General features: G+C 70.4%; 10 protein-coding genes and 1 pseudogene. All 11 read right to left on the bottom strand.

Features of this window, described 5'->3' with window-relative positions; translation table 11 throughout:
• Window positions 1-82: 82 nt before the first annotated feature.
• On the bottom strand, window positions 83-1,729 hold the full coding sequence (locus AC0665_RS18835; protein ID WP_478608332.1) for a glycoside hydrolase family 27 protein: 1,647 nt from the start codon (window positions 1,727-1,729) through the stop codon (window positions 83-85).
• Between the two features lie 77 nt (window positions 1,730-1,806).
• Window positions 1,807-3,216: a non-reducing end alpha-L-arabinofuranosidase family hydrolase gene (locus AC0665_RS18830; protein WP_468405434.1), complete on the bottom strand. Its 1,410-nt coding sequence runs from the start codon at window positions 3,214-3,216 to the stop codon at window positions 1,807-1,809.
• Window positions 3,217-3,332: 116 nt separating this feature from the next.
• Window positions 3,333-5,639: a beta-L-arabinofuranosidase domain-containing protein gene (locus AC0665_RS18825; protein WP_478608334.1), complete on the bottom strand. Its 2,307-nt coding sequence runs from the start codon at window positions 5,637-5,639 to the stop codon at window positions 3,333-3,335.
• Window positions 5,640-5,745: 106 nt separating this feature from the next.
• Window positions 5,746-7,104 (bottom strand): glycoside hydrolase family 43 protein, encoded by a 1,359-nt coding sequence (locus AC0665_RS18820; protein WP_478705389.1) that lies wholly within the window; start codon window positions 7,102-7,104, stop codon window positions 5,746-5,748.
• Between the two features lie 562 nt (window positions 7,105-7,666).
• Entirely contained in the window at window positions 7,667-9,229 is a 1,563-nt protein-coding gene (locus AC0665_RS18815) for a tannase/feruloyl esterase family alpha/beta hydrolase (RefSeq protein WP_478705388.1), read from the bottom strand.
• A gap of 47 nt (window positions 9,230-9,276) precedes the next feature.
• On the bottom strand, window positions 9,277-11,103 hold the full coding sequence (locus tag AC0665_RS18810) for an AMP-binding protein (RefSeq protein ID WP_478705387.1): 1,827 nt from the start codon (window positions 11,101-11,103) through the stop codon (window positions 9,277-9,279).
• A 189-nt stretch (window positions 11,104-11,292) separates the two neighbouring features.
• A complete protein-coding gene (locus tag AC0665_RS18805; RefSeq protein WP_478705386.1) occupies window positions 11,293-12,540 on the bottom strand; it encodes a PucR family transcriptional regulator in 1,248 nt (415 codons plus the stop codon).
• Between the two features lie 277 nt (window positions 12,541-12,817).
• Window positions 12,818-13,606 carry a polysaccharide deacetylase family protein gene (locus AC0665_RS18800; RefSeq protein ID WP_478705385.1) on the bottom strand — a complete coding sequence of 263 codons (789 nt, stop codon included), beginning with the start codon at window positions 13,604-13,606 and terminating at the stop codon, window positions 12,818-12,820.
• A 323-nt stretch (window positions 13,607-13,929) separates the two neighbouring features.
• Window positions 13,930-14,085 (bottom strand): annotated as a pseudogene (locus AC0665_RS18795) (TerB family tellurite resistance protein); the annotation flags it as partial.
• A 67-nt stretch (window positions 14,086-14,152) separates the two neighbouring features.
• Window positions 14,153-16,450 carry a S9 family peptidase gene (locus AC0665_RS18790; RefSeq protein WP_478608346.1) on the bottom strand — a complete coding sequence of 766 codons (2,298 nt, stop codon included), beginning with the start codon at window positions 16,448-16,450 and terminating at the stop codon, window positions 14,153-14,155.
• Window positions 16,423-18,207: an N-acetylglutaminylglutamine amidotransferase gene (locus AC0665_RS18785; protein WP_478705384.1), complete on the bottom strand. Its 1,785-nt coding sequence runs from the start codon at window positions 18,205-18,207 to the stop codon at window positions 16,423-16,425. Before AC0665_RS18785 ends, AC0665_RS18790 begins: the two co-directional genes overlap by 28 nt.
• Window positions 18,208-18,431: the final 224 nt, after the last annotated feature.

The raw sequence follows: 18,431 nt of genomic DNA, 5'->3' as shown, positions 1-18,431 counted from the left end.
CGGCCCCGCAGCTCGGTCCGCTGTCGTGGGGCTGCCCTGACACCGCTCGGGCGTCTGCCCGCGCGGTGTCAGGGGTGGCGGGTTACGGGAGTGTGGTCCACTTCTGGTTGTTCTGGCCGTTGCAGGTCCACAGGACGACCGGGGTCCCGTTGGCGGTCCCTGCTTGCTGGGCGTCCAGGCAGAGCCCGGCGTGGACGTTGCGGATCGACCCGTCGGTCTGCCTGGTCCACTTCTGGTTGTTCTGGCCGTTGCAGGGCCAGATGACGACCCGTGTGCCGTTGGAGGTGCCCTGGTTGGCGGCGTCCAGGCACTTGTCGCCGTAGACGCGGATCTCGCCTCCGGCCCAGGTGGTCCAGAGCTGGTTGGCGGCGGTGTGGCAGTCCCAGATCAGCGTCGCCGACCCGGCCGCGGTGGCGGCGCGGTCCACGTCCAGGCAGCGGCCGGACCCGGTGGCGCGCAGGCGTGCGGTGGTGGAGGCCAGCGGGCTGCCGCCGGTCATCTTGAACACGGCGACACCGTGCGCCGGGACGCTCGCCGAGATCTGCCCCGACGTGCTCGACGTGGCACCGGTCCACAGGTCGGTGAGGGTGAACGACCCTCCGGTGAGGCCGACCTGCGCGGCCGAGGCGGTGATGGTCGCGGTGCCCCCTCCCCGGTTGAACAGGCCCACGGCGACCGAGCCGTCGGACAGGGGCTTGGCGAAGACCTCGGTGTCGCCGTCGTCGCGCACCCTGCGCCCGCCCGCGCCCAGTGAATCCTGGTTGACCGCCAGCAGACGGGGGTTGCGCAGGATCGCGCTCACGTCGGCGGACATGGTGCGGATGTCGTTGCCGGCCATGAGCGGGGCCGAGAGCAGCGACCACAGGGCGAAGTGGGAGCGGGACTCGGTCAGCGACAGACCGGGACGGCCGACGACCAGCATGTCGGGGTCGTTCCAGTTTCCCGGGCCCGACTGCGCGGCCAGCGGCGCGGTGACGTCCAGGACGTTGCCGACGCCCATCGGGTAGCTGTTGGTGTTGTTGTTCTGCCAGATGTCGAGCAGGTCCTCGGTCGTCCGCCACAGGTCGGCGACCTCACCCCAGTCGTACTTGTCGCCGGTGGGGGAGTGGAAGCTGTTGGGGTTGATGCTGTAGACGATCGGGCGGCCGGTGGCACGCAGGGCGTTGCGCATGGTCGTGAACTGCGCGATCTGCTCGTTGAGGGTGCCGCTGCCGGAACACCAGTCGTACTTGAGGTAGTCCACGCCCCATGAGGCGAACGTGGCGGCGTCCTGGGCCTCGTGGCCCTTGCTGCCGGTGGCGCCGGGGTAGGTCCCCACGCCCTGGGCGCACGTCTTCTCGTTGGGAGCCTGATAGATGCCGAACTTCAGGCCCTTGCCGTGGATGTAGTCCCCGAGCGCCTTCATGCCGCTGGGGAACTTGGTCGGGTTGGCCCGGAGGCTGCCCGCCGCGTCACGCTGCGGGTCGAACCAGCAGTCGTCGACGACGACGTACTGGTAACCCGCGGCCTTCATGCCCGTGGACACCATCGCGTCGGCGGCCTGGCGGACCTGCGCCTCGGTGATCCCGCACCCGAAGCTGTTCCAGCTGTTCCAGCCCAGGGGCGGGGTGAGCGCCGGGCTGCCCGGCGCGGCCTCGGCGGTCGGGCCGGCGGAGGCGGTGACGCAGGCGGTGAGCGTCAGCGCGGTGGCCGTGAGGAGACGCAATAGTCGTCTGTGCAGGGAAACCATGGGGGGTTCCTTCCTGGCCCGCGTGGCTGTGCGGGCCTGATGGGCCGCTCATGAGGTGGTGTTCAGGTGCGCGCGGGTCAGCGCTGCAGGGTGAGCAGGGCCGGCCGGTACGGCAGCTTCAGGTAGTCGGTGCCGTCCGATTTGGGGTCCCTGCCCTGGTAGAGGAACTGCAGGTTGCAGGGGTCGACGGTCATGGTCTGGTCGGGGTTGTTGCGGACCAGGTCACCGTGGCTGATGTCGTTGGTCCAGGTGGCACCGCTGTTGGCCTTGCCCGCGAAGGGGTTGGACTCGGTGGCGGCCTGCGGGGTCCACGGACCGTTCAGGCTGGAGGCCGTGAACGAGCGGAAGAATCGGTGCTCAGTCGCACCCCGGGCCTCGACGATCATGAGGTACTGGTTCTGGCCCTGGACCTTGTAGACCTCCGGCGCCTCGAACAGGTTCTTCTCCGTGTCGGTCATCACCGTCGTGTACGACGAGCCGAAGCTGCCCGGGAAGTTCCCGATCGGCATGGTCGACTTGAAGATGCCGCCCTTGTCGTTGGCGAAGAACAGGTACATGTTCTGGTCGTCGGCGATCACGGTCGGGTCGATCGGGCCGCCGGTGGGGAGGCTGCCGGTGAACAGCTCCTGCGGCGCGGACCAGCCGTTGGGGTTGGTGGGGTCGCTGGACGTGCGGTAGGTGAAGGGCCAGGCGGTGCCCCACCCGTTCGAGACCAGCACCCAGATCTTCTTGGGCGCGAAGTAGAAGAGCTTGGGCGCCACCGCGGACCCGCTGATCCTGGTCTGGCCGGCCGAGGCCATGTCCGACCAGTTCGTGAAGGGCCGGAACGTCATCGCGCCCCACGACGATCCGTCGGAGACGGTCGCGTAGACCAGGTGCTGGCCGTTGTACGTCACGGTGGTGAAGTCCTTGAGCGCCACCGCGCCGTTCGACGGCTGTGCCAGCGGACCCGTCGAACTCCACCGGTACGTCGACGGAAGAGCACATGTGGTCGGCGTCCCGGACAGGCCGGTCCACTTCTGGCCGCTGCCGCCGTTGCAGTTCCAGAGCTGCACCGCCGTGCCGTTGGCCGTGGCGCCGCCGCTGACGTCCAGGCACAGCCCGGACTCCACGGCGACGATCGTGCCGTCGGCGTTCGCCCGCCACCGCTGGTTGGTTCCGCCGTTGCAGGACCAGATCACCGGCCGGGTACCGGCCGTGGTGGCGTGGCCCGGAACATCCAGGCACTTGTTGCCGTACACGGTGAGCTGGTTGTTGTCCGTCAGCGTCCACTGCTGGTTGGTCCCGCCGTGGCAGTCCCAGATCTGCACGTTCGTGCCATCGGTCTGGCTGGCGCCCGCTACATCGAGGCACCGCCCGGAACCGGCGCCGCGCACGGTGCTCGTGGTGGCGGCCTGGGCGGGGTCGGCGACGAGTGTCGCCGCCGAAGCGAGCAGGGTCGCGAGCACGACTGACACGTGCCTGCGGCTCAAACCACGTCTGCGCATGGGGGTCTCATTCCTTGAGTGAGCGGTTCTGTTCACCTTGTTCGTCATGCCGAACAAGGGTCGAGCTGTCGAGCAGACAGAAGGGGGAGAGCGGCCGTCTGCTTCCGGAGCGGGACTCAAATCCTCACGATGCGCCACCGGTTGTCGGCGGTGCCGTCGTCCGGACTCTGGACCGCGAACGCGCCGGCGGCGGTGGAGTTGTTCGCGATGGCGAGCAACTTGCCGCTGTGCTCGTTGCGGATCTTGTACGTCCCGTCTCCCTGGTCGAGCAGTGTCCATCGGTGGTCGGCGGTGCCGTTGTCCGACCACTGCAGGACGGTCGCGTTGTCGTCCGTGGACATGTTCAGGACGCCGAGCACCTTGCCGCTGTGGGCGTTGCGGAAGCGGAACCCGTTTCCATCGGCGACCATGTGCCAGTCGTGGTCGGCGGTGCCCGAGTCGTGCCACTGGAGGGCGCGGCCGCCGTCGGCCGTGGACATGTCCTGGATGCCCAGCACGAGACCGCTGCCCACGTTGGTGAGACGGACGGTGCCGCCGGCGTTCCAGTAGACGGTGTAGTTGTGGCCGTGCGCGTCGTGGAACGGGCCCAGATTGACGGTGGAGCCGTTGGCGGTGGCCGTGAAGGCGAGCGACGTGCTGCTGGTCCGTCTGATCGAGGACGTGTTCAGCGTGGGGAGGGAACTGAGCGTGGAATCGCCGTAGTTGCCGGACAGGACCACCGGACCGTAGGTGATCGCGGCGACGTTCGCGTTGTCGTTGGCCGCTCGCATGACGACCCGCATGGGCAGGCGGACGGTGACCGTGTCGCCGGAGGTCCAGGAGCGGGTCAGGGTGGCGTAGCTGCCGGGCGTGGTGGCGATGTCCTGCCGCGTGCCGTTGACGCTGACGGTGGCCCCCGCGGTCCAGCCCGGGATGCGCAAGCGCATCGCCCAGGTCCCGCTGACGTTGCCGGTGACCTGCAGGGTCGTGGTGTCGCCGACGGGGTAGGTCGTGGTCTGGGTGACCGTGATTCCGCGCTCCGACCAGGTGAGCACCGAGGGCACGAACAGGTTCACGATCAGCGTGTCGTCACTGCGGTAGTAGATGGAGTCCATCAGCCTGGTGTGCATCTCCAGGCCCGTGCCCTGACAGCACCAGAACGTGCCGTAGTCGGTGCTCCAGGTGCCGCCGCCCCACGCGGGACCCACACCGCGCCGGCCTCCCGGGTTGAGCGGGGTGAAGTAGGTGACGTGGCCGTGGGGGTCGGCCGGGTTCTGCTGGCCGATCATCTGGTTCAGCCACGCCCGCTCGTAGTAGTCGAACAGCGCGGCCCGGTTCGGGTCCAGGGCGAACAACTCACGCGTGAGGAGGAGCATGTTGAAGGTGTTGCAGCTTTCGCAGGTGTCCTTGTTCAGGTAACCGGCGATCGCGTTCGGGGCGCGGAAGTGCTCCGCCTGGCTGTTGCCGCCGATGGCATAGGTGTGCGAGTCGACGCAGAAGTTCCAGGCGTTGGTGGCGATGTCCCGGTAGCGGGTGGTGCCGGTCGCCTTGAACTCCCGGGCGGCCCCGATCCACTTGGGTACCTGGGTGTTGGCGTGCAGTCCGCTGAGCCGGTCCTGGTTGGCCGCCAGCGGGTCGAACACCGCCGCGTGGTCGAACCGCCGGGCGACGGTGAGCCACCGCGCGTCGCCCGTCTGCTGGTGGAGATCGGTCAGCACGGCGTTCATGCCGCCGAACTCCGTGCCCAGCATGGCCTGCATCTGCTGAGCGCTCAGCCGGCCGGTGCGCAGGTCGACCCATCCTGCCAGGGCGAGCAGCACGTCACGGGCTTGTGTGCTGCCGATGTGGCGCCATACGTCCAGCAGCCCGGCGAGGGTCTTGTGGATGGTGTAGTACGGCACGTTGCCGTTGCTCAGGGTCCGCTGTTCGAGAGCGGTGAAGTCGGACTCGGGGTAGCCGGAGAGGTACCCGGCGTTGAAGCCGGCGGCGCTGTTGTTGGCCTGGCACTTGGCCAGCTCCGCGACCATGCGGGTCGCCTTGTCCCGGCAGACGGTGTCCCCGGTCACGGCGTACAGCTGTGCCCATGCCGTCAGGAAGTGCCCTTGCACATGGGTGCGGAAGGGGAAGTCGGGCGCGTCCCAACCACCGTTGGGGGAAGCGCCGTTGGTGGACAGCCGGTGGTTGGCGCGGAAGTTGTACAGCAGCCGGTCGACATCGACGAACCGCAGGTAGTCCCGTGTGCGGTTCTGGTTGTCCAGCCAGCGGCTCGCGGTGAGCCGGACCTGGTCGAGCGCGAAGGGGTGCGCCAAGACTCCGATGTCGGCCCTCGCGGGGGGCACGGCAGCGTGGGCGGGGGACCCGCAGACGAAGGATCCGGTGGCGGAGGCGGCGGCGGTGGCCCCCACTGCTTGCAGTAAGCGCCGTCTGCTGATGGAGGACGACATCGTGAACCTTTCGGTGAGGGCGGGACATGCGGGCGTATCCACGCGGTGAGGCCTTGGCGCCTGACGGGGCAACAGCAGGGCTGTGCCCGCGGGGGAGTGGGGCGGATCAGGCCCAGGGGCTGACCAGCGTGAAGGAGCTGTCGGCGCGGAAGGTGTCGGTGTCCTGGTAGAGGTCCAGGCGCAGCGCGTAGTTGTAGTGGCGGAGGTAGCGGCCGGGGTAGTTGTACGACTCCAGGCGCACCGAACCCGCGCTCGCGCCCGGACGGGCGCAGTAGGTGGCGTCCTTGTCGAAGACGGCCGTGCCGCTGCTGCTGTCGAAGCGGATCCGGTAGTCCCAGTGCCGCAGATAGCGTCCGGCGGAGTCGCGGAAGGAGTAGCAGTTGGCGTCCGCGAGTCCGGGCACGACGGTGAAGGTGGCGCTCTGCTTGACGGCGGTGCTGCTGGAGGAGGTCACCGGGTCGACGTAGCCGAGGTTGTCGGAGCGCACTACGGCGTAGCGGCCCGGGAAGTTGACGGACTGGAGGGACCGAGTGGTGTCGGCCGGGAGGGTGACACCACCGGAGACGGTCTCCTTCAGTACGGTGGCGTGGCGTATGAGGCCGGACAGTCCGGGCACCTCGGTGGGCGTGGACCAGGTGGCGAAGTTGTCGTAGCTGTCGCTGTACCAGTACTTCCCGGCGCGGTAGCCGTCGTAGTAGATGCGCCAGCCTCCGTTGTCGAGCCGGACCAGGGCCGGGCCCTCGACCCAGTCGCCGAAGCCCGCCCAGTTGCCGGTCCTCTTGAAGGTGTACGGGCCGGTGAGGCTGGAGGCGGTGGCGTACTCGATGTACTTCGTCGTCTCGTTCTTGGTGAACGCGTGGTAGGTGGAACCGACCTTGACGACGAAGGTGTCGATGTAGTTCGGGCCGATACCCGCCAGCTGGGTGGGGGTGGACCAGGCGGTCAGCGCGGAATTGGTCGCCGTGATCTTGTAAGCCGTGAAGTGGGTCGCGGTGCTCGCCGACGTCAGGGACACGATGACGTTGACGCTGCTGTCGGTGTCGACGAACCACTCGGGCGCCCAGGTGCGGGTCAGCCCGCTGACAGGGATCGTGTGGTTGTACAGGAACGTCCAGTTCACTCGGTCGGTGCTCCGGGCGAAACCGATCGTGTTCCCGGTCCAGTTGGTGGTGTAGGTGAGGTAGTAGAAGCCGTCGGTGTGCCTGAAGATGCTGGGGTCTCGGATCAGACCGGAAGGCGGGGTGAAGGCCGGGCCCTTCCGCAACGTGAATCCGGTGGCGTCCGGCGAGTCGTACACGTACATGTTCGACTCACTGCTGTTGGTGAACGCGGTCATCGTGTACCGCGTCGTCTGCCCCGCCGGCGGGTGGGCGGCTCCGGCCGCACCGGCGAGGGCGGTGGTGAGGCCCAGCAGGGCGGCCACCGAGGTGAGGACGGCGAGGACCGCCCTGAGGGTTCTGTTCAACGCTCGTCCCATTTCTGCGTGAACTGCCCTGACGCTTCAGGTTGTTCGAAATACCGGACTGCGTGCGGTACTTCGAGCAGAAGATAGGTATGGGACGTGGGTGCGTCAATGCTTCCGACGGGTTCGGTTTCCGGTGCGGCTCGGGGCACCCGGACGGCCGGGTGGCCGTGCCGTCGCGCACGCTGAACTCCCCGCGAGGTCTTGTCCGTTCTGCGGCCATTCCATATCGCGGACGTGACCCACGTTCACACTACTGGACACTTCTTGTGTCGGCAGGAAGACCCCTCGCACCGGTCCCAAGTCGGCGGCCCGTCTGGTCGAAACCCCCCACTCACTGCATGAACGGCGTCAGTGAATTCACGGTGTCGAACAACCACCGCGACGAGCGGAATTCCCGCAACCACCTGACCGCAGGACATGGCCCAAGTAAGTGCTCCGAGGGCGCCGTCCAGGTGAGCACGCGATGTCTATTGCCGGTGCCACGATGAAACCCCCAGGTGAGAGACCTGGGGGTTCCTTGTCGACTTCCAGCGGCTGGCCACCGGCCGAGACGCTCAGCGCGTCACCGGCGCCCCGTGCAGCGGAAGTTGGCGGCGTCGTTCGTGCTGCCGTGTCCGTCGTAGCGGGCGACGGCCGGCCACAGGCACAGCGGCCGGCTCATGGACCCGTTCTCGGCGAGCAGCGTGGTGGGGGCCTTGCCCTGCTCGACCCACTTCACCAGGGCCGCCAGTGGGTCGGCCGGGGCGGCGCCGGACCCGCCCCGGCAGTGGCCCACGCCCGGTGCCGTGAAGAGCCGGGCGAACTGCTCGGTCTTCGCCCTGCCGCCCATCGCGGCGGTGACCTGCTCGTAGTAGCTGGTCGTACCCTGCGAAGGGATCAGCTGGTCGGCCAGGCCGTGCCAGAGGAGCAGTTTGCCGCCGGCGGCACGGAAGGCACTCAGGTCGGGGTCGTCCGTGCCGACCACGGGGCCCCACTCCTGGCGGGACCGGTCGAAGTGGCGGGTGAAGTTCGCCATGGTCAGACGGTGCCAGTCGAAGGACGGGTCCTTCGCCAGCCAGTACGTGAACCAGCCCGACGCGAGGGGTGTCGGGGCTCCGTCACCGTTCGCGGTGGCGGCGAGTCTGGCGAACGAGGCGCCAGGCAGGATTCCGTACCAGAGGCGGGTACCGTCCGGGCGTCGCGGCCCCTCCCAGATCTTTTTCACCACCGCCGCGTCCTTGGCCGTGATCGTGCCGCAGGGCGTCACGGTGCCGACCAGCGAGGTGGGGTCGAAACGGCAGGTCCGCGGGTCCGTGATGACACCGTCGGTCACGCCGTCCCGACTGTCGCACGCGGCTGTGACTGCCTTGTCGAACGCGTCGAACTTGCACGAGGGCACGAAGTCGTCGAGCTGGTGCATCACGACCTGGGGCCACATCGCCGCCGGGAGGAACCGGTCAGCCTGGATCGCCGGCGCACCTGCCAGGATGCCGTCGTAGTCGCGCGGCTGGACCTGCGCTTCCTGGAGACCTTCCCTGCCGCCGTTGGAACAGCCGTTCCAGTACGAGTAGTTGGGCGACGTGCCGTAGAACGCCTGGGTGACGGCCTTGCCCTTGACGGTCGTCTCGTGCAGCGCACGCGAGATGAAGTCATGGATCAGGGGCGAGTTCATGCCGGTCGGGGACCAGGCCCACGAGGCGTCGCTGGAGTCGGCGGCATGACCCGAGTCGGAACCCGCGGCGGCGTAACCGGTCTTCGCCGCGCTCACCGTGTCCGGGACGGAGCCGTCGAAGCCACCACCTCCCACGCCCTGGAAACGCCCGTTCCAGGTGTCGACGGGCAGTGACACGCGCATGTGGATGCTCTGGGGAACCAGCAGTTCGACGTTGCAGATCGCCGGAGTGGTGGTGGTCCGCGAGGCGCTGGTGACCGTCGTGCCGTCCGAGAACCGCAGGTCCGTGAGGCTCTCGCAGGACCGGACCGGCCGGCCGGACCCCACGGTGGTGGCCGCGCTCGCCCCATGGCCCGGCATGGCGCAGAGCCCGGCCGCCAGGATCAGGGACGCGGAGATCGCGAGCCGGTGTCGGACCGGGCCTCGCGGGGATGGTGCGTGCTCGGCGCTGCCGAGTGAAGGCTTCACCTTCATGCCCGCTCACCTCCCTCTTTCTTTCTTGGCTGTGCGGATGGCGCCGGTCAGCGGTCGGCCGGCTCGTGGATGTCGGAGGAAATCGGGTCGGCATACAGTGCGGCGATGTCAGCGTCGTACTTCTCGGCGACCTTCTGCCGCTTGAGCTTCAAGGTGGCGGTGAGTTCATCGCTCGTCCCGTCCCAGTACGCGGGGATCACCCGGAAGCGCTTGACCTGCTCCACGCGTGCCAGTCGGCTGTTGCCCTCGGCCACTGCGGCCTTCAAAGCGTCGATCAGCAGGAGGGAACGGGACAGCGCACCAGGGTCCGGCCGCAGTCCGTGCTCGGCGGCGAAGGCCGCTGCGGCCTCGGCGTCCAGGACGAGCAGTGCGGTGATGTAGGGGCGGCTGTCGCCGATGGCCACAGCGGTGCCGATCAGGGGACTGGCGGTGGCGAGGGCCGTCTCGACCGTGACGGGCGAGATGTTCTTGCCCCCTTCGTTGATGATCAGGTCCTTCTTGCGGTCGACGATGGTCAGGTAGCCGTCCGCGTCGGACACGATCACGTCGCCGGTGTGGAACCAGCCGTCCCGGTCGAAGGCTTCCCGTGTCCGGTGGGGGTCGTTGCGGTAACCCTTCGTCACCGCCGGGCCGCGGACCAGGAGTTCGCCGTCGGCGGCCCGGCGTGCTTCCAGGCCGGGCAGCAGTTTGCCGATGCTGCCGAACCGTGCCTGCTCGGGTGGGCTGACAGCACCGAAGCAGCTCAGCTCGGACATGCCCCAGCCCTCGCAGCCGGGGACGCCGAGCGCCGCGAAGAATTCGAGGGTCGACCGCGGCGTGGGCGCCGCGCCGGTCACTGCCCACCGCACCTGGTCCAGCCCCAGACGGGACCGCAGGGCCGACAGGATGCCGGCGTCGGCCGTGGCGTACGCGGCGGTGAGTTCGTCAGCGACCGGCTTGCCCGCCTGGAGGAGGCGCGTACGCCTGAGGCCGGTCTCCAGTGCCTCCTGGACGGCCCGCCGCCGGGCCGCGTCCGGCTCGCTCTCGATGCCGAGCTCCACGGCCTGCTTGATCTTGTTCCAGACCCTGGGGACGGCGCACCAGATGGTCGGCCGGCAGTCCGGCAGGGCCTTGGCGATCTCCTTGATGTCGGGCACGACCGTGACCTGCACACCGAAAATGGCCTGGGCGTACAGGCAGGTGAAGCGGTCGACGACATGGGCGGACGGGAGGTAGGAGGTGGTCCGGTCGCCGAAGCGGAAGCCCAGTACTCGTGCCACTCCCGCGGCCTGGGCGAGCAGGTTGGCGTGCGTGATCTCCACGCCCTTCGAAGGGCCGGTCGTTCCCGAGGTGTAGATCAGGGTGAGCACGTCGTCCGGCTGGACGGAGCGCCAGGTCGCGTCGAAGTCGAAGGCGGTGTTCGCCCGGCCCCGGGTGCGGAGACCTTCCAGGCTGAGGGTGCCTTCCGCCGGCGTCGCCTCGTCGCCGTCCACCAGGACGAGGTGCTCGACGGCCACGCCGGATGCCCGGATGACGGGAAGGTACTGGGCTTCGCACACCATCACCCTGCTTCCGGAGTTGCCCAGAACCTGGGCGAGTTGAGTCGCCGGCAGGGTGTTGTAGACGGAGAACGGGATGGCGCCCAGATGCTGGGCCGCGAGATCGACGGGGAAGAACTCGACCCGGTTGGTCATCATCAGCGCGACGGTGTCACCACGCCTGACTCCCAGCCCGGCCAGTCCGGCCGCCAGAAGGCGCACATCCTCGGCGAGGGCCCGCCAGGTCACGGTGAGCGTCGCGCCCACGGTGCGCAGAGCCACCGTGTCGGGTGCGACGGCTGCCGTGCGCTGGAAGGCATCGCAGAGCGTGGCGGGTACGGGGGCGGGGTGGGTCATCTGGATCAGTTCCCGTCGATCGGCTCGTACCGGAACCCACGTTCGACAGGCCCGGCGCGCACGGATACGGCGGCACCGGCGAAGTCGCGGCGTGAGCGCGCGGGTTCGACGACGGCAACGCTAGGCATCCGTGGCGCCCAGGGCATCGGGCATGACGCCCAACAATGCGGCCGCCGCACTGTGATCGGATCACACCACGGTGCCGGAGCCGCCCCCGAACAGTCTGATCGCGATCAGCAGCTCCTGGAGGTCGACGAGCCTGCGCAGGTCGCGCCCCGTCCGTTCCTCGACACGAGCCAGACGGTGATGTGCGGTGTTGATGTGGACACCGAGTCGCTGGGCCGCGGCCTTCACGTTCATGTCGTTGGCCGCATACTCCTCCACGGTTCTGATCAGGGTGCCGTCCGCCCTGGAGTCCTCGGTGACGAAGGTGCGGAGCGCCGTCGGCACGATCCGTGCTGCGGTTTCGTCCGCTCGCAGGGTCAGGTAGTCGAGCACGCTGAGATCGGACAGGCAGATGAGGCCACCCTCCGCCGGAAGAGTGCCCAGCGCGGAGACGGCCTCGTGGTACGCCTTGCCCAGATCGAGGACGGTGTCGTACCGCGTGCTGATGCCCACCGCCAGCCGTGTCCCCTGGTCGGCGAGGGTTCGCCAGGCCGTTCTCACGGGTTCCCCGGCCACGCCGCGGGCGCTGTCGCGCAGCGCCCGCACGATCACGATCTCGTCCTGCCGCAGCACGGTCAGCGCACGAGCCGGGTCCCCTGCGGCCTGCCCGAGAAGCGAGGCGGCGGAACGGAAGCCGTATGCGTCGCCGACGGGGCCCACGGGCACCGCGACCACCACGGCGCACGACGTATCGGGATGCAGCCCGGCCTTCGTGGCCGCGGTCAGCCGTGGTCCCGGTGCCGGCTCCCGACCGGCGATCAGGTCTTCGAGCAGGTCCCGACGCACTCGGTCGCCCTCCACGGCCAGGAACTGTTCCTCGTCCAGATAGGCCCGGGCCGCGACCGTACTGCCCCGGTTGATCAGTTCCATGACGAGTCCGCCCGCTTCCAGCGCGACGTCACGTCCGCCGGTCGTGCGCACCGCCCAGTCGGCGATCGCCTCCCACATCACGCGGTGCGCGATGCGCAGCGCGTGCATGAAATCGACGAGGGGCATACCCTGCCGGGCCCGCCGCGCGGCATGCGGGCGGACGAACGCCACGTCCTCATCCGTGACCGGTCGATCGCGGGCCAGGCTGACGCTGAGCGCGTCGATCGCCTCCGTCACGTGAGCCACCACGTCGGCCAGCAGCGCTTCGTCCGCGAGGGCGGCGTAACGGGGGATCTCCGCCCGCATGGCCTCCAGAGCCGCCTCGGCCAGCGACAGCCGCTGAGCGGCGACAACGTCGGCCACCTCGCGGAGGGTGGCCACCTCACCTGGTGGGCGCGTCACGGGCTCAGCCTAGGGCCTGTCGTTTGGATCAGGTCGGCCGAGAGTGACTGCGCCTCTCCGCGACGCCGACCTGATCCAAACGACAGGCCCTAGGCGAGCCATGACGCTGTCGGCCGCAGAGAGCAGCGTGACGAACCGCCGCTGCGAGGCGTTCGTGCCGCAGTCGCCCCACGCCGGGGCGGAAGCCGGGGTCGGCCTCGACGCCCTCGCTGGACCCCAGGTGGGTCCCGCCCGGGGAGCGTCCCGACCGGGGAGCATCCCGACCGGCGGAAATGGCTCAGCGCACGGGGAAGCCGAAGGAGTACCCGCGCTGCTTCAGCCACGGCAGCAGCTCCCGCAGGGCGGCGACGGTCTGCGAGCGGTCTCCTCCCGCGTCGTGGAAGAGGAGGGTGGGGCCGTTGGAGATCTCGTCCTCGACCGTGGTGACGATGGCCTCGGTGCCGGGGCGTTCGAAGTCCTTGGAGTCGATGTTCCAGCCCAGCGGGCGCATCCCGTGCGACGCGGCGAGGTGACGGCTGTAGGGGGTGAAGGCGCCTCCGGGGGCCCGGTAGTACTGGGGGCGGACACCTCCGGACGCCTCGGTGATCATGCGGGCGGCGTCCATGATCTGCCGGGACTGGTACCCCTCGGACCGGTGGTCCATGGTGACGTCGTGCGACACCGTGTGGTCGCAGAGCCGGTGCCCGGCCGCCACCACCGCCTTGACCAGGTCGGGGTGCGCGCGGGCCTGCGTGCCCACCATGCAGAAGGTGGCCTTCACCCTGTTCTCCCGCAGCACCCGCAGCACCTGGGGGGTCCAGACAGGGTCCGGCCCGTCGTCGATGGTGATGTTGACGCCGCGGGCGCCCCTGTCCGAGGCGTGCGCGATGGCCGCCGAAACGGCCCCGGCAGCGGGGTCCTTGGGCTGCGAACGGGCGGGAGGCGCCGAGACGCCCGCTTCACCGGGCCGCCCGTCGGTGGAGTCGAGCTGCGCGTTCCAGAACGAGGTCAGGCCGGCCACCGCGGTCACCCCGAGCGCCGCCGCCAGCACCGTGGCGTACCATCCCCGTCCGCCGCTTCGCACCATGTCTTCCGTTCCTTCGCCGTCGCCGTGGAGCCTGCTCACACGGCAAGAGGGCGGAAGGCGGCTTCCGGATCCGTCTGTTACCGATCACGGACAATCCTGCTGCCCGGCGGTGGCCGGACGGCCGCCCCGGGTGCTCACGCCCGGGGGCGAGCACCGCGGCGTCGCCGTCCTCCAGCAGGTGCACGGTTCGCGTGGGTGACGCTGCGCGGGAGCCGAAGTCGCCCGCAGTGCGCCGGGGTTGAGGCCGACCTCGCGCCGGCCCGTTCGCCCGCTCGTTCGTCCGCCCGTCACCCGGGCCGGTCGCCGGCCACGCCTTCGGTGGATCAGAGGTCGAACTCGTGCGGCGGCAGGTCCAGGGCGTAACACGCCTCGCGGACCACGGCCCGCTCGTCCGTGTCGAAGTCGCCGTCGGCGCCGCCGATTTCGATGCCGATCTGGATGACGGCCCGTGCCTCGGCGGGCTTCTCCCTCGCCTTGGATTGTCGAGATTCGCCTCGAAGCGGGGGCGTCGGCATCTTCTACAGCACTGTGGAAGATATGCCGGGCTCACCCGTGGAGGTGCCGTGCCAGCCAGTCCGCCGCGGCACGGCGGAAGAGCCGCCGGTTGTCCGCACGCAGGAAGTCGTGCCCCTCGTCGCGCAGGGTCAACAACTCGGCGGGTACGCCCCGTTCGCGCGCGGCCCGGACGAACTGCCGTGACTCGCCCGGAGGCACGTTGGTGTCGTGCTCGCCGTGCACGGCCAGCAGCGGGGCGCGCAACGCGTCGATGCGGCTCATCGGCGACAGGGCGCGCAGCAGTTCGCGATCGCGCTCGGGGTGGCCGTACTTGTGCGCCGCCGATTCCGCGATCCACGGTTCCGTGCCCGCGAAGAAGCTGAGGAAGTCCGACATGCCGCAGACCGCGACGCCGGTGCGGAACAGGTCCGGGTGCCACACGAGCGAGGCGAAGGTCAGATAGCCGCCGTACGAACGGCCCATGACCGCAAGCCGCGTCGGATCGGCGGGACCCGCCGTGACCGCGTGGGCCGCGCAGTCCGCGACGTCGTCCAGCGCGGCGAACCGGCCGGCGCCGAGGTCGGCGTCGACGAAGGACCGGCCGTGCCCCGACGATCCCCGCACATCGGGGGCGAAGACGTCCAGACCCCTTCCGGCCAGCTCGTGGTACAGCGGATTGAACACCGGGCGTTCCTGTTCCTCCGGACCGCCGTGCAGGTGGATCACGCAGGGTGCCGGTTCGCCGGGGGAGCGGCCGGGCGCCCTGTAGTACCAGCCGCTCAGGGGCAGCCCGTCCCGTGCCGTCAGCCGCAGGGGGACGGGGCGCACCGGCGGCCGGCCCGGCGGGACGGCGTCCGCGTCCTTCGCCGACCACGGGGTGCGCAGCAGGGACACGCCTTCGTGGGCCCACCAGACGCCCGGCCGGCGCTGCGACCCGGACAGTGCGAGCAGCAGCCGCCCGGCGCCTGCGGCGGTCACGCGTGTGACGACCTCGTGGGGCAGGGCGAGGGGCCTCGGCGGACCCGTGCTGTCCGCGGCCTGCCCGGCCGGGAACGTCTCGACGAGCTCCAGCTCGCTCGCGCCCTGCGCGTTCCACGCCAGTGCGGCCGTGCGGCCGTCATGGGCCAGGGCCAGGAGTTCGAGGTCGCTTCCCTCCCGTTCCGCCGCGACGGACACGTCGCGCGACGCACCGCCGGCGTCCAGCGCGACTTCGAGCAGCGCCGCGTACTCGCGATCGGCGTTGCTGCGCAGCCACAGGGTCCGTCCCTCGGGGGAGAACCGGCCGATCCACGGGTCGCCGTCGGCCACCGGCATCGCGAAGGTGGTCGCCGAGTCGGCGGTGCGCCGTACGACGGCTTCCCGCCGTCCGCGCGGCCCGCGGCGCAGCAGCACGAGCGCGCCGTCGTGGCTGAGGTCGCACGCCCGCAGGGAGGCGGCGTGCGTCTCCGTGGTGAGCAACACCGGGGAGGCGAGGCCGTCGGGGTCGATCAGGTAGACCGACAGGCCTCCGCCGGACCGGGCCGCCGGGGCGGCGGCGAACGGGTCCCCGGCCTCCGCCGCCCCGGCGGCCGTCGCGTACGCCGACGATGCCCCGGCGGCCGTCGCGTACGCCGACGACGCCCCGCCGGCCCCCGGTGCCCCGTCGTACGCGGTCGCGCCGAGGAGCGTCGCACGACCGTCGCGGTCCGCCCAGTCGGCCGCCGGACGGGCCCCGGCGAGTATGCCGTCCGGCGGGCCGAGGCCGGTCGGGGTCCGCCCCGCGAACGGGGACACGGCGGCCGGCGGAGCCGCGACGGTGACGGCGACGGCCGAGCCGTCGTGCGCCCAGCACCCCAGATGGGCGGAACTGGCCGGGTCGGCGCCCGCCAGGATGCGGCGTCCAGTGCCGTCGGGCCGTACGCACAGCACCCGTGAGTGCTCACCGCCGCCCGGCGCGGTGGTGTAGGCGATCCAGCGGCCGTCGGGCGACCAGGACACCTCGGTGACGGGGTCGGGCGAGGAGTCGAGCAGACGTACCTCCTCGCCGCCGACCGGACCGGCCCAGAGCTGGGGGACGCCGCCCCGGTCGCAGATGAAGGCCGCCTCGGTGCCGTCGGGGTCGGCGGAGGGGTACCAGCAGCCGTGCGCGCGCAGCCGGGTCACCGCGTCCTGGGGCCCGCCCGCACCGGGCAGCAGCACCGGAGCGGGCGCGGCGTCGCAGGCGGCGCCGGACCGCTCCACCGCCCGGCCGCCCGGGGGCGGCACGGGCGCGGAACCGAGCGTCCCGGAGGGCGCGAGCCGGGGGGCGGGGCCGTACCCCGTCCGCAGGCCCTCGCCGTCGGTCACGTGATCCCGTGCGTCTGCAGCCATATCTCCAGCAAAGCGATCTGCCACAGGGCGTTCGCGCCCCGCTTGGTCCGGTGCTCGTCGGGCGCCGCGAGCAGGCGGGCCACGTACGCCTCCTGGAACAGGCCGCGCCGCCTCGCCTCGGGTGCCTCGAGCGCCTGCCGTACTCGTTCCAGCACCGGGCCCGCCATATGCATGATGGCCGGGACCGGGAAGTAGCCCTTGGGACGGTCGACGACCTCGTGGGGCAGGAGCTTGCGGCCCGCCTCCTTCAGGACGCCCTTACCGCCGTCGGCCAGCTTGAGCTCCGGTGGGCAGGCCGCCGCCAGCTCCACCAGTTCGTGGTCGAGGAACGGCACACGGGCCTCCAGGCCCCAGGCCATGGTCATGTTGTCGACCCGCTTGACGGGGTCGTCGACGAGCATCACATGCGTGTCCAGCCGCAGGGCCGCGTCCAGCGCCGTCTCGGCTCCCGGAACGGCCATGTGCTCGCGGACGAAGCGGCCGGAGACGTCGTCGCGGGTCAGCAGGTCGGGGCGGAGCATGCCGGCGAGGTCGTCGTGGGGCCGGTCGAAATAGGTGGCGGCGTACTGCTCGGGTTCGTCCTCGCGCGGGACACCGGCCAGCTCCGGATACCAGTGGTAACCGGCGAAGACCTCGTCGGCGCCCTGCCCGCTCTGGACGACCTTCACCTCCTTGGACACCTGCTCGGACAGCAGATGGAAGGCGACCACGTCGTGGCTGATCATCGGCTCGCTCATGGCCGCGATCGCGCCGTCCAGAGCCGTGGACACCCGGTCGGAGGGGACCATGAGCCGTCGGTGGTCGGTGCCGAACTCGCGTGCCACCAGGTCCGAGTAGGCGAACTCGTCGCCCTGCTCCCCGCCCTCCGACTCGAACCCGACACTGAACGTCATCAGGTCGCGCTGGCCCTCGTCGGCCAGCAGCCCGACGATCAGGCTGGAGTCCAGGCCGCCGGAGAGCAGGACACCCACGGGCACGTCGGACACCATCCGGCGGCGCACGGCCGTGCGCAGCGCCTCGAGCACGGCGTCACGCCATTCGTCCGTGCCCATGCCGGCGTGCTCGGGCCGGCGGGTGTAGGAGGGCTGCCAGTAGCAGTGGTCCTGGTGGGTGCCGTCCGGCTCGACGACCCGCACGGTGGCCGGGGGCAGCTTGCGCACGCCGTTGAGGATCGTGTGCGGCGCCGGGACCGTGGCGTGCCAGCTCAGGTAGTGGTGCAGGGCCACCGGGTCGAGCGAGGTGTCCACATCCCCTGCGGCGAGGAGGGCGGGCAGCGTCGACGCGAACCGCAGCCGGCCCGGCGTCCGTGCCAGGTACAGGGGCTTGATCCCGAGCCGGTCGCGGGCGAGGACGACACGGCCGGTGCGGTGCTCGACGACGGCGAAGGCGAACATGCCGCGGAAGTGCTCGACGCAGGCGGTTCCCCACTCCAGGTAGGCGTTGAGCACCACTTCGGTGTCCGACGTGGACGTGAAGCGGTATCCGAGTGCGCGCAGTTCCTCGCGCAGTTCCGGATAGTTGTACACACAGCCGTTGAAGACGCCGGTGACCCGCCTGCGGGCGTCGGTCATCGGCTGGGCTCCCTGGTCCGAGAGGTCGATGATCTTCAGCCGCCGGTGTCCCAGGGCGACCGCGCCCTGCGTCCAGGTGCCCTCCCCGTCGGGTCCGCGGGCGGCGAGCCGGCCGCTCATGCGCTCGACGGCCGCCACGTCGGGGTGGCCACCGTCGAAGCGGACCTCCCCGCTCAGCCCGCACATGGCAGCCCGCCTCCCTGTCGCGTACCGGCGGACACGCCCGGCCGGATTGCCGACGCGCCTCCTCCGGTGTGGACCCGGACGGTTCTGCGAGACATGACAAAACCCTTTCTCCCAGGGGGCGGCATCTCCCCGAGGACCCACCCCGGCACCGGGCGGTTGTGATGGCTCCGTGCCGTCTTTCTGGGTTCCCCGACCATGAGCGGCTAAGCCGGGCGTCACCGTCT

The sequence above is a fragment of the Streptomyces sp. NPDC043685 genome (assembly GCF_056436585.1).
The sequence above is the reverse complement of the archived record's forward strand: the minus strand, read 5'-3'. Positions and strand labels throughout refer to the sequence as shown.